The following is a 12693-nucleotide window of genomic DNA, read 5'->3' as shown; positions in this document are numbered from 1 at the left end:
GAACCTAAAAGCGTATTCGGTGTTATTCATGTCAAGTACGCTAAGCCACTGTCTTGGACAGCCCGTCGCTCATTTCGGCTTAGTTCGCTGAGCGGCACTGTTGGACCAAGTTTCCCGTCATCCAATTCGGGTGGCGGGCCCTTTTTGCCTTCTCCCATAGCTGAAACCGGCCGCTCTTATTTTCATTGCATGACGAGAGGATTTACCATGGCGCGCCAATGGTGGAGTGAGGATGTCACGATAGAGAGCCGAATCGTCGGCCGATACGTCACGATCAGCAGTACCGAAAGAGCGGCCGAATACATGCTCAACGAGTGGCCGGCAGAGCAACGCGGCGAGGCTTTCGACGCTGCCAAGCAGGCATTGATCGACGCTCATGAGGGGAGGGTCTCAGTCGATTATGCGCTTCGGGCCTTTGTGGCTGCCGCCGAAGAGGCCGAAATCCCCTTCTACAAAGAACTGCGATAGAGACGGCCGCGTGCGGCACCGACAAAGTAACATTCGTCCATCTACGGTAGAATTGTTCCAGGAACTTTTCATCCTCTCGCGCATTGTCTCATGACAAAAAATAAGGGGCGAGCAGATGAGTTCACATATCGACATCGAGAAAGTCGGTGGGAATAAGCTGCAGGAAGTCTGGAGTGTCGAGGATTTCGTGCGGCGCCATAGGATTTGCAAGGAGGAGGAAGCCCGGCTGAAAAAGCTGTTCGGCAACTTCGCAACCAAGCAGGAATTGTTATCGAACGCGCAGAGGCCGCTGCTGTTTCGCTAAAGCGGGGTGGGCAAGCCGGATGCGATGTTCCGCGGCGACCAGTCGGTCCACCGCCGGGAGGCTTCATCATGTGGAAGCGCTTTGAGTTATGGCTGATCCATCAGCTTGATCGGATTTTCGGACTGGAATGGCTCGCTCGCCGAGCTGGTTTCTCAGCCGACGATGCGAAGCGGATCGCGCAGGAGAAATAAGAGCTCTCAGTGGCCTGGATCAGGAGTCTTCCGACAGCTTGATTGATCCGTTGCCCAAATCGCCGCATGCCTTTCCGAAACATTTCGGCGATCTCAAAGGCTTGTCGAACCGGCCGAGGGTTCCGGCTTCCGGTCGTCGAGATCGCAGATGGCGGACAGCTTCGCGGGCCATTTTTTCCCCAAGGCCAAATGTCCATATCCGCGACAAAATGACATTTGCTGCAATCGCGTTGGAACCTTACAGCCGCTGAAAACTTATCCTTATGTGTGACTCTTGAACTCCGGCTGCTTCATTCGGCCGGCAGTTTTACCCTCTTTGGGTTGCTTCAATTCCATGGGCGGTCTTTGTAATGTTGCGTATTTTCGAATGCTCTGATCGAGGATATAGTGACATTGTGTGACCGTCTTGGCGGACGGTCCCAATCGGGTGGCAGCGTGCGAGGAGGAGTATTCATGCGACATATCAAATGGAGCAATCCGATCGAGATCGGCTTCGCTCATGGCAGTTCTCAGACGGTGACCGGCCCCTCCGAGGCGCTGAATTGCATGGCCAATCTCTGGCCCGATCGGCGCGGTCCGCTTTATGTGGCTGCGAGAAGCGTTTGCCGAGCCGCGATCGACGGGCGGAAATCCGCTGAAGAAGCCCGCGAGATGTTCATTTCGGCGACCCGCGAAGCGCATTTAAAAACCCATTGAGGCAGCGCGGCGCTCCGACGCCGTCTGATCGTTCAAGCCTTCCGAACCGGCGGATGCCGGGCGCCTTTGCGCAGCGCTCTTCTCCGACATCACCAATTCCGGTTTTGCCCCGTCTCCTGATGCATGAGCGATTGCCCAAGCGCGAATGAACCTATGAAAAAAGCCAGCGACGAAGGTCGCTGGCTTTTACTCTTTTTGCTTGATGAAGGCGATATTACCGGTTTGAGCCTCTAGGCGTCATGAGGCAATTCGGCTGGTCGGCCGGGCACGGATCGACATGGCCAGGACTGTATGGTCCAGAGGAACCGGCATTCGGCCGCGGATTGTTTTGGGTTTGCTGCGGCTGCGGCTGCGGCTGCTGCGGTTGGGGACGACGCTGCTGGCTGTCCTGGCGGTTGTTGTCACGCCGGCGGTCCTGCTGGTTGCCCCAACTCTGGTTGTCGCCCGGCTGCTGCCGGCCCCAATCCCGATTGTTATTCTGTTGCCGGCCCCAATCCTGGTTGTCGTCCTGCTGCCCCCAATCGCGGTTACGATCCGGGCGCCGATCCCAATTCCCGTCCTGTTCGTTGTTCCAATCCTGGTTGCGGTAGGGGCGGCGGTCCCAATTCGCATCCGGGCGGCCGTAACCCCAGCCCGGCCCGCGCCGCCAACGGTCGCGGTCGTGGTAAAAGTCGCGGCCGCGATAATAGCGATCCCAGTAGTCGTCCAAGTTGAAGGTGACGGTCGGAATGCCGAGCGGCCGGTAATATTGCGGGCCGACATAAATACGGCGCGATTGATAGGTTGCCTGAATGTACTGACCGGCGACCCAGCCGCGGCCACCAAAGAAGGAGACGTCGCACCAGGGCGTTTCGTTCAGGCAGCCATTGATTTCCAGCGGCGTGCCGACCGGGATCATGGTCACTGCGGGATATTGCGTGCTCGGGCCGGACCGCATGTTGACGTTGGCGGTGGCAAAACCCTCTGCGGCTTCCGCAATCGCCGGGATCGCAACAAGTGCGGTCAGTGTGATGGCGGCAAGAAGCTTATGTCTCATAAATGCTCTCCCATTGCGCGTCGCCGGCATGACATGGCACCCGGCGGCTGCGCTGATTGCTGTTGTCCACTTGCTTGACATACCGGCAAGGGACATGCGGCCTGATTACAGGACCCGGCAGACCGTTTCCAGTTTCGATAAGGTGAAAAATAGCGCATTCGCGGGATTTGGTAGGATCCAGCGGCCATTCTTTCAATCTTTTCAGCAGTTTTATGAGAGTTTGCATGAATGCAGGTTGAACGGATACCGGCAAAACCCTCAGGACGCGCCTAAATTTTTAGGAAGACTTGCTTACTATATCGGGGTTACTGCAGTTTTAGTGAGGCGCGCGCACTAAGCTAGTTGAAAGAAAAATTATCGCGGCCTTGAAATCGCCGCACTCCCTGCCGATATACCCTGCAGTCATGCAGTCGGAGAATGCTTGGCGCGCTTGATAGCGAGCTAGTTTCATTCGCAGGAGATTGCGGAGTGGCGTTGACCAAGTGTTAACCTTTCGCGATCAATCTGGCTGCAGTATCCGCCTTGCCCTTGACCACGGATGTACTGGCACTGATGCGAGGACGGATGAGGAAAGGCCGGTTTGTTCCGGCCTTTTTTGTTTATTGACTGTCTGGTGGCGTGCTTTGCGGAAGCGGAGCGCGCCATTTTTATTTTGTCCCTTTTGCCTTTGACAAAAGAAAAACCGCCGCAGTCACTTGCGGCGGTTTTGCACGAAGAAACGCCCGGCAGAGCCGGGCGGTGTCTTTTAGTTGGCGGCCTTCTTGTCGGCCACCTTGATGACCTTGGCCGGCTTTTCGGCGACTTGCGCTCTGGCCGGGACATAACCGGCGCCGATATTGACGTTCAGAGAGATGTAGTCAATGGCGCTCTGTGAGACGGCCTGGGCAAGACTATTCTGCGCATCCGAAACGTTGCGCTGTGCATCGAGAACGTCGAGCAGCGAGGAGGCACCGTCCTTATAGCTTGCCGTCGAAAGTTCGAGGGCTTCCTGATAGGACTTCACCTGCGCGCGCAGCGCGGCGACAGTCTGAGCATCGCGGCTGACGGCCGACAGGGCGTTTTCGACCTGTTCGACACCGGACAGTACGGTCTGCTTCCAGGCGATATACTGTTGACGGCTTGTGGATTCGGCGATCTTCACGTTAGCCCGCAGCAGACCACCGTCGAAGATCGGCAGCGACAGCGTCGGACCGAAGGACCAGGTCGTCAGGCTACCATGAACCGACGACGTGTGGATGTAGGACGGCGAGATCGCACCGCTGAGTGTGATCGTCGGGAAGAGCTGGGCTTCCGCCACGCCGATCTGGGCGGTCGCGGCAGCGAGGTTCCGCTCCGCGACACGAATGTCGGGCCGGTTGCGGATGAGATCAGCGGGGACGCCCGTGTCGACGCGGCCCCGGAACACCGGCTGGTTACCGCCGCCGCCCAACTGAGCGATAATGGTCGCCGACGGTACGCTGAGCAGGGTTGCAATATGATGCACTGCCTGACGGTAGGCAATTTCGAGGCTCGGAATTGTCGAAAGCGTCTGGTTGACGAGACCTTCGGCCTGGACAACATCAAGTCGGGAAGCAGCACCGGCATCGAGCTGGAACTTGGTCAACGCGAGCGTCTCGCGGCGAGACTTCAGGTTATCCTGTGCGATAGAAATGCGGGCCTGATAAAGGCGGACGTTGACATAGCTGGTAGCCAAGTCCTGCAGAAAGGCCAGGCGAGAGACGTCGACGCTGGAGTAGGCTGCATCGAGCGATGCATTCGCGCTTTCCGTTGCGCGGCGGTATTGGCCCCAGAGGTCGAGCAACCATGACGCGGTGAGATCGCCGCTGGTGGTATTTCTCGTTTCGGTTTCCGTGCGCAGCTTGCCCTTCTGGCCGCTGGTCGTATTCGCGCCGGAGGCAAGGAGGCTCGGCAGTCCGCCGGCGCCGGCGGTCACGACTTCAGCCTGCGACTGATTGATGCGTTCCAGCGCCTGCTGGATGCTAAGGTTTTCTGCAAGTCCTTGCTCAGCCAACGCGTTCAGCTTCCTGTCGCCGAAAGCGGTCCACCATTGCGAACCGGAGACGTCGCCGTTGACCTTCGTACCGCCCTCCGAGAATTTGGCCGCGAGCGGCATTTCCGGTGGCTTATGATCGGGGCCGCTGACACAACCTGCCAAAACTAGCAGCAGGGCGGGGGCGGCAGTACGAATGGATACCATCAGATTATCCCACAATTCAATTTACATGATCACTATCTTATGGGGTCAACGTGACCCCATATGTGTCGGTGCTCCTGTCTACGCATTACCAACTAACGACCCGAAGCAGTCGGCGCCAATCTAGCAACGAGTTTTGCAATAGCACAGTGCCTTTTGCGATTTCTCGCGGCAGAACACGTGTGGGATCATGACAAATAGAGGGGTTTCAGTAAAAAAATTATAAAGTGTTGCAAAAAACATACCCTCCCTCATGCTACTTTAAGCAGTAGGTGCCAATCGATTCGATTTTTGGCGCAACTTGAGGGCGGCCATCCAGCAGAGTAGCATGAGCTGAATGACCATTCGGACGGTTTCCTATGGGAAATAGTGGGAGAGGCTTGCGCGAACCCGGTCGCGCGGTGTTGCACCGCGGTCGTCGGGAACGAAAGGCGTAGCCGTGATCGCTTCGTAAGCGCGGATGTACACCTTCGACGTCTGTTCGATCAGTTCGAGCGGAATTTCGGGTATCTCGTCCTTGTAAGGATCGCACCGCTCGGTCACCCAGGCCCGGACGAAATCCTTGTCGAAACTTGCCGGCCGCACACCCTTTTCGAAGCTGTCTTGGTAACTGTCGGCCAACCAGTAGCGGCTGCTGTCCGGGGTATGAATTTCATCGGCAAGAGTGATGGCGCCGTTTTCGTCGGTGCCGAACTCATATTTCGTATCGACGAGGATCAGGCCCCGGTTGCGAGCAATTTCCTGGCCACGCGCGAACAAGGCCAAGGCGTAATCCGACAATGTCTGCCACTGCTTCTCAGTCAGAAGCCCGCGTTCGATGATCTCGGCCGGTGTCAGCGGTTCATCATGGCCGCCGTCGAATTCCTTGCTGGTCGGCGTGATGATCGGCGCCGGCAGGATCTGGTTGTCGCGCATGCCGTCCGGCAGCGTGATGCCGTACATCTCTCGTTGACCCTTCTTGTAAAGTGTCAGGATCGATGTGCCGGTCGTGCCGGCGAGATAGCCGCGCACGACAATCTCGACCGGCAGGATGTTCAGCCGCTTGCCGACGACGACATTCGGATCGGGATAGGCGATCACGTGATTTGGACAGATGTCCTTCGTCGCCTCGAACCAGTAGCGCGCCGTCTCTGTGAGCACTTGGCCCTTATAGGGAATGCAGGTGAGAATGCGATCGAAGGCGCTCAACCGATCGGTGCTGATGATGATGCGGCTGCCATCCGGCAGGTCGTAATTCTCGCGCACCTTGCCGCGGTAGTATTTGGGCAGTTCCGGAAAATGGGCTTCGTCGAGAATTCGCAATATGGTCACCAGCAGGCTCGTGCATCCGCCCGACGGATGCTTCTTGTTGGACCCTTAACGCATAACACCGGAAATCGGAATCGATTTTCGGGCGGGATTGCGCGTCGTCTCTTGAGAGCGGCTGTGCTCTCAAATCCAGAACCAGCCGATCAAGGCCAGCGCCGCGCCGTAGCTGACGATGGTCAATAGCCAGCCGGCGCGCAGGAAATCGATGAAACGATAATTGCCGATGCTCATGGTCAGCGTATTGTTGTGATGACCGAACGGCGTGATGAAGTCGAGCGATGCGCCGGCGGCCACCGCAAGCAGATAGGCATTGGCGGAATGCCCGGCCTTGGCTGCCAGCTCAAAGGCGATCGGCGTGAGCACGATGGCGACGGTGGCGTTGTTGACGAAGGGGGTGATCGCCATCGCCAAAAACAGGATAAGTGCGACGCCGAAAACGGGCTGCGCGATCGGCACGACGGCGCCGAGCCCGCCCGCCAGCATTTCCGCCGTCCCGGATGTCGCCACTGCCGTGCCGAGCGGGATCATCGCCGCCAGCATGATGATGATCGGCCAGTTGAGATCGGCGATGGCAGCGCGCAAGTTTATGAAATCCAACAGCGCCATCGCCAGAATGACGCCGGCAAAAGCGATCTCGGGGCGCAGCAGGCCGGTGGCGGCGGCGAACACGCCGCAGGCAAAAATCAAGAGAGGCCAGAAAGAGCGCAATGGCGGCGTATGATCGTGACTTGCCGCCAGCGGCAGGCATTCGCATTCCTCCAGCGCCTCGGCGATCGCGTGTTTCGGCCCTTCGAGCTTGAGGATATCGCCGATCGAAAGAGTGAGATCGTCGAATCGCCCTTCGATGCGCGGCGAGCGCATGGAAAGCCCGGTGACCGCGATCCCGCGAGAGCGAAAAACGTCAAGCGATTCTATGTGCGAACCGATCAGCGTGCTTTGCGGCATGACGACCGCTTCGCTGCGGATGAGATCCGATCCATAAGGGTCGGAATGGGATTCGAGCACCAGCACGCCTTTTGCCGACAGCCTGTCGAATACCACGTCCGAGCCTTCTGCGAGCAGAATATCACCAGCCTCGATCACGGTACCTTCGGTCAATGAGACGAAACGGCTGCCGCGGATCAGGGCGTGCGGTTGGATACCGAAAGCCCGCCGGCAATCCGCCAGTCCTTGTCCGATCAAAGGCGAGCCGTGCGGCACCCGGCGTTCGGCAATCATCTGCCGGTCCATGACCAGTCCCGGCGCCGCGTCCTCTTCTCCTGATTTGGGAAATAGCCGCCGTACGGTTGGGACAATCAGAATCACGCCGACCACGGCGACCGGCAAGCCGACATAGGCGAAATCGAAGAAATGGAAGCCGCTTCCGGTCGCTCGGCGCAGGGCGTCGCTGACCAGAAGATTGGCCGGCGTACCGATCAGCGATACCAATCCGCCGAGAAGGGCCGAAAAGGAAATCGGAATCAGCAATTGGCGCCGCGGGATGGCCGTGACATCGGCAATGCGCAGCGCCACAGGCAGCGCAATGGCATAGGCGCCGATATTGTTCATGAAGATCGAGATGAAGGCCGTCAGCCCGGACAGCGCTCCGATGGTTACAAAGGACGGCGGGTCTGCGGCAAGGAGGCGGTCGACCAGCGCGCCGAAAAGCTGCGATCGCGCCAGCACCTGCACGATCAGCAGGATTTCGATGACGGTGATCACCACCGGGCTCGCGAGGCCGGAAAAGACGCCCTCCGCCGGATAGAGGCCGAGAATATACCCGGCAAGCACCCCGGCAATCGAAACGACCTCAATCCGGAACCGGTCAAGACAAAACAGCGCCAGCATCAGGCCCAAAAGGATCAGCAGGGATGCCTGTTCGAATGTCATGGGTGGGCCCCGGAGATTCGTCGGGATCTAGAATGAACCAGCCCGCCGCTTCTGTACAGTCCCGCAGAAAACAACCATCAGGCAGGCCTCTTCCAGCGGCCGTTTCCATCCCTTTCAAGGATCGGCGTCGAAAACACGGCGACGATCCGCTCGCTCCATGGCTTGCCGGCGACATCGACCCGCTGGCGCCAGCGCTCGGATTGCAGCATGGCCGCCCCGATCACGGCAGGTTCGATATCACAAGCGGCCAAAAGCTCCAGGCCGGAGACGATTGAAGCACCGCTCGAGATCACGTCATCGATCAGCGCGACCCGTTTTCCTTGCAGCAGCGGCAGCATTCGCGGGTCTATGTAGAGCCTTTTTTCCTGGTTCGGCGTGGTGATGGAGGAAAGCGAAACCGACAGATCCTCGCGATACCAGAATTTGCGGGAGGTTCCGAGCGGAACATAACGCTGGTGGCCGAGCGCCCGGGCGACCGCACTTGCCAGCGTCAATCCAAGCGTCGGCAGCCCGGCGACGACATCGACCTCATACGGGGCAATGCGCGCGGCGAGTGCTTCGGCCAGTGCCTCCTGCACGGAAAAACTTGCCTGATTGATGATCAGTGACGCCAGTGCATGGTCGCCATCGGCCAACACGCGGATCGGCAGGCGCAATTGCCGTCCGTCGGGCAGTTCCGCCACAAAGAAATCGCCGAATTCGTCCGTGGCGCAAAAGCTTTGCGGCGGATGAATCTCCTGCCAGAAATCATGAGGCTGCATTGCGTCCCGCCTTCAGCCCATTTCGTCCGTTCTTTTCCATCCCCGCTTGTCGCTGAAGCCCAAGTATCTCCGCCTCCGTCAGTGCCCGGACCGCGCCTTTCGGAAGATCGCCGAGTGTGATGTTGCCGAATGAGACGCGCACCAGCCGCAGGCATTCGATGTCGAGCGCCTCCAGCATTCGCCGGATTTGACGGTTGCGGCCCTCCTTGAGCTCGACCTCGATCCAGCCATTGCGGTCGCCGCTGCGCAGCAGGCGGGCGGAAATGGCGGTCAGAAGCTCGCCGTCGTCGACGATACCGCGTTCCATGCGGTGCAGGAGTTCCTCGTCCATGATGCGATTGACCTGGACATGATAAATCTTGCCGACATGGGTTACTGGATCGAGCAGCGCCTGGGCCATCACCGTGTCATTGGTGAAGAGAAGCAGCCCTTCGCTCGCCTTGTCCAGCCGTCCGACCGGCGCCAGATGCCGGGCGTCGATATCCCTCAGACAGTCATAGACCGTCGGCCGGCCCTCGGGATCGTCGCGCGTCGTCACCAGCCCGCGCGGCTTGTTCAGCATGAACCAGAGCTTTTTCTCCGCGGATATCTCTGTGCCATCGACGGCAATCCGCGCTCGATCGAGATCGATCCAGGCGGCCGGATCGGTGATCTTGCGGCCATCGACCGCGACACGGCCGGAGGCAATCAGCGCTTCCGCCTGGGCGCGCGAGCAATAACCGAGCTTCGACAGCGCCCGCGGCAGGGTCACGCGTTTGCCCTCCGCCTCTTGCCGGCCTTTCGCCCCTTTGCCCGATCTCTGCGGTGCACGCCTTTGGCTCACCTGTTGCCTCATCCTGGTGCTGACAATGCCAATCCTTTCGCACGAGGAACCTTGCGAGGCAAATCGCGGCAAGGGAAACACACAGGACAGACAGGGCCCGCGCTTTTTCAACGCGAGCCCTGCCGGCGGTCCGGAGCAGCGATGGGTCGGGTGCGGCGACGCCGGGGTCGTTGTTGCCGTTTACGCCGGTAGGGGCCACTCCGGAGGGGGGCGCCGTCGCGGCAAACCTGCATGGCATCTGTTGCCGGGATTTTTCAGAACAGCGGAAATTTGTTACAGTTTGTAACGCCGGCCGTTTCCCTGTTGTCAAAATCGCCCTTCGCCTCGCATGGATAGCCATGGTTTCTGCATCGCTTCTTCTGGTCGAGGACGACCGCGAAATTAGGGCGCTCCTGGAGGAGTTCCTGAGCCGTGAGGGTTTTGCGGTCGAGGCGGTCGAAAGCGCGGCCGCCATGGATCGTGCGCTCGCCAGGGGTTTTCCCGATCTCATCATTCTCGATCTGATGCTGCCGGGCGAGGATGGTCTTTCGGCCTGCCGCCGCATCCGGGCGCGCAACCAGGTGCCGATACTGATGCTGACGGCGAAATCCGATGATATCGATCGCATCCTCGGCCTGGAGATGGGCGCGGATGATTATCTCGGCAAACCCTTCAATCCGCGTGAGCTCCTAGCGCGCATCCGCGCCATCCTGCGCCGTTCCGGTCCCGAACGCCCCGAGGAGGGCGGTGGCCCGCGGCGGCGCAAGAGCTTTGCCGGCCTGATCGTCGATCTTGAGGGAAGGGCGATCGAGATCGAAGGCGAAGGCCCGGTGCGCCTGACGACCGCGGAGTTCGATCTGCTCGTCTGCTTTCTAGAGCGTCCGCGCCGGGTGCTGTCGCGCGACCAATTGCTCGACTGGACACGCGGGCGCGGTGCAGACCCCTTCGATCGTACGATCGACGTTACCGTCTCGCGCCTGCGCACCAAACTTGCGCACTATTTGCCGGATGGCGCTCAGGTCATCACCACCGTGCGCAATGCCGGCTATCTCCTGACCGTCGACGTGAGGGATGTCTGAGCCATGCTGAAACTCGGTCTCGTTTCCCGCATCATCATGATCGTCGCGGTCGCGCTGTTCATCATCCAGCTTGCCGCCTTCGTTGCCGCCAGTTTGAAACCGGATTCGCCGCTCGGCCACCGGCTGTCGCCGGCGATGCAGGTTATGTCGGCGGTGCGCCTCCTTGATGCCGTTCCACCCGAGGCACAGGAGCAGGCCGTGCGCGCGCTGATTGCGGCCGGTCTGGACCTGCGCCTGGTCGATGCTCCGCCGCCGTCGCAAAACAATGACGCGGCCGACCCGATTCTCGGTCATCGGCTGGCCCATGAATTTGCCGGCATCGCGCTCGGCGATCACTATTTCCGCCTGCGCTTGCTCCCGGAACAGCCACAGAACTGGTTTTCGGTCGGCGCTCCCGACCGCACGATCGAAGTGTCGATCGGCATTGCCGGCGGCAAGATTGCCGTCTTCAACCTGGCCGATACACCGACAGTGCGGCTGCGTGGCGTTCCCGTGGGCTTCATGGCCGGACTTCTCGGCATGCTGGTGGCGGTGATCGCCATTGTCGCCGTGGCGCGGGAGACCCGGCCGTTGACGCGGTTGTCCCGCACGGTCAATTCCATCGGCAAGGGCCTGCAGCCGATCGAAATTCCGGAACGGGGCGCCTGCGAGCTGCGCATGCTGATCCGCGCCATTAACGGTATGCAGTTGCGCATTGCCGCATTGATCAACAATCGCACCCTGATACTCGGGGCGATATCCCACGATCTCAGAACCTACCTCACCCGCTTCCGCCTGCGCATGGAGATGATGCCGGACACGCCGCATCGCGAACGGGCGATCGCCGATATCGAGGCCATGCAGCACCTCGTCGAGGATGCGCTGGGCTTTGCTCGTAGCACCGTCGTTTCCGGAGGGCGGGATATCGCCGATCTCGATGCCGCTGTTTGCGCGCTTGTTGCCGAGCGCCAGGACAGGCCGGACGTCGTCTCGTTCCTGTCGCGAGCAAAAGAATTGGCGGTGACGGTGCCGCAGACGGCGCTGGCTCGGGTGCTGGACAATCTGATCGACAATGCACTGCGCTACGGCGGCAGGGCCGATATTTGCATTGAGCGCCGCGGCGATCGTGCTGCCGTCATCATCGGCGATCGCGGCCCGGGCATTCCGATGGAGCGGCGCAAGGATGTGCTCGAACCTTTCGTCCGCCTGGAGGAATCGCGCAATCGCGATCTTGGGGGGAGTGGGTTGGGATTGACGATCGTCCGGCAGATCCTCGATGCGCATAATGGCGCACTTTGTCTGGAGGATCGCGACGGTGGCGGGCTTAACGCGATCGTGCTTCTGCCGCTTGCGACGAGCACTCGTGTCGCCGCCTGAAATTGGGCATGCCAAAGGGTTCGCGCTCGAATGCGCGATGCATGCCATCTGTCGCGTTGCCGCTCAATGACGAGTGAGGAAGCGCTTCAGTTCCTCCCGGCTAACAACGATGCCTGCGGCGGCCTTTTGCGGGTCCGGATGCGTATAGGTGAAGCTCGGCAGGTCAGGCAGATCCAATGCCTGGCGCATATTCATGATGCCGAGTGCCCTGCGTCCGGTCGCGCTGTCGACGCTGACTTCGATGATGCTCTCTGGTCTTGTTGTTTCCATACTGTCCTCCCAGTCTTTTTATATAGCAGAAATCTAATATAAAGTATCGGCTTTTATGAGGCCTGGCCTAGGTAAAAAGGTTAAGGACGGGTGCTGACAGAGACGATTCATTGACCATGAATTGGCTTCGGAATGACGGAATGGCACGATCCCTGCCGATCCGGAACGGGGCGTCTGTCATTTCAAATCGAAAATTTTGACCAATCGGACAATATTTTGCGGTCTTTTGGGGAAAGTCGAGGCGCCTTTTCCCTACGGATCACAAATTCTCTTTTAAAACCAATGACGTATAAAAATGTCAGAATTTTTACAACTGGGGTGTTGACTATGCTGAGGGAGGGGGTCTATAAGCCCGATCA

12 protein-coding genes are annotated in these 12693 nt (G+C 59.4%); 5 read left to right on the top strand and 7 right to left on the bottom strand.

Annotation, left to right across the window (positions count from 1 at the left end):
* The first annotated feature begins 207 nt into the window (after window positions 1-207).
* The 3 genes from PY649_RS21635 (at window position 208) to PY649_RS21625 (ending at window position 1659) form a co-directional block, all read left to right on the top strand.
* Complete coding sequence (locus PY649_RS21635) at window positions 208-468, top strand: DUF982 domain-containing protein (RefSeq protein ID WP_285870737.1); 261 nt, start codon at window positions 208-210, stop codon at window positions 466-468.
* A 115-nt stretch (window positions 469-583) separates the two neighbouring features.
* On the top strand, window positions 584-772 hold the full coding sequence (locus tag PY649_RS21630; RefSeq protein WP_285870735.1) for a hypothetical protein: 189 nt from the start codon (window positions 584-586) through the stop codon (window positions 770-772).
* 644 nt (window positions 773-1416) lie between these two features.
* Window positions 1417-1659, top strand: coding sequence for a DUF982 domain-containing protein (locus PY649_RS21625; protein ID WP_120702623.1), 243 nt, complete (start codon window positions 1417-1419; stop codon window positions 1657-1659).
* A gap of 214 nt (window positions 1660-1873) precedes the next feature.
* Here the strand turns inward: PY649_RS21625 and PY649_RS21620 are convergent, their stop codons facing one another.
* The 6 genes from PY649_RS21620 to PY649_RS21595 form a co-directional block, all read right to left on the bottom strand.
* On the bottom strand, window positions 1874-2695 hold the full coding sequence (locus PY649_RS21620; RefSeq protein ID WP_285870734.1) for an SH3 domain-containing protein: 822 nt from the start codon (window positions 2693-2695) through the stop codon (window positions 1874-1876).
* A 745-nt stretch (window positions 2696-3440) separates the two neighbouring features.
* Complete coding sequence (locus PY649_RS21615) at window positions 3441-4892, bottom strand: efflux transporter outer membrane subunit (RefSeq protein WP_285870733.1); 1452 nt, start codon at window positions 4890-4892, stop codon at window positions 3441-3443.
* A gap of 354 nt (window positions 4893-5246) precedes the next feature.
* Window positions 5247-6191, bottom strand: a complete 945-nt coding sequence (locus tag PY649_RS21610; protein ID WP_285870849.1) for a phosphoribosylaminoimidazolesuccinocarboxamide synthase — start codon at window positions 6189-6191, stop codon at window positions 5247-5249.
* Between the two features lie 129 nt (window positions 6192-6320).
* The gene (locus PY649_RS21605; protein WP_285870732.1) at window positions 6321-8066 is read right to left on the bottom strand and encodes an SLC13 family permease; all 1746 of its coding nucleotides are present in this window, start codon (window positions 8064-8066) and stop codon (window positions 6321-6323) included.
* Between the two features lie 77 nt (window positions 8067-8143).
* On the bottom strand, window positions 8144-8827 hold the full coding sequence (locus PY649_RS21600) for a phosphoribosyltransferase (RefSeq protein WP_285870731.1): 684 nt from the start codon (window positions 8825-8827) through the stop codon (window positions 8144-8146).
* Window positions 8814-9650: a pseudouridine synthase gene (locus PY649_RS21595; protein WP_285870729.1), complete on the bottom strand. Its 837-nt coding sequence runs from the start codon at window positions 9648-9650 to the stop codon at window positions 8814-8816. Before PY649_RS21595 ends, PY649_RS21600 begins: the two co-directional genes overlap by 14 nt.
* A gap of 338 nt (window positions 9651-9988) precedes the next feature.
* Here PY649_RS21595 and PY649_RS21590 point away from each other — a divergent pair, with 338 nt between their 5' ends.
* Window positions 9989-10708 (top strand): response regulator, encoded by a 720-nt coding sequence (locus PY649_RS21590; RefSeq protein ID WP_285870728.1) that lies wholly within the window; start codon window positions 9989-9991, stop codon window positions 10706-10708.
* Window positions 10709-10711: 3 nt separating this feature from the next.
* Window positions 10712-12064: an ATP-binding protein gene (locus PY649_RS21585; protein WP_285870727.1), complete on the top strand. Its 1353-nt coding sequence runs from the start codon at window positions 10712-10714 to the stop codon at window positions 12062-12064.
* 63 nt (window positions 12065-12127) lie between these two features.
* On the opposite strand, the gene PY649_RS21580 is transcribed toward PY649_RS21585, so the two are convergent.
* Complete coding sequence (locus PY649_RS21580) at window positions 12128-12334, bottom strand: hypothetical protein (protein WP_285870726.1); 207 nt, start codon at window positions 12332-12334, stop codon at window positions 12128-12130.
* Window positions 12335-12693: the final 359 nt, after the last annotated feature.

This window comes from Rhizobium mayense, from assembly GCF_030272705.1.
GTDB classification, from domain to species: domain Bacteria; phylum Pseudomonadota; class Alphaproteobacteria; order Rhizobiales; family Rhizobiaceae; genus Rhizobium; species Rhizobium mayense.
This window is presented reverse-complemented; position numbering and strand designations above follow the sequence as displayed.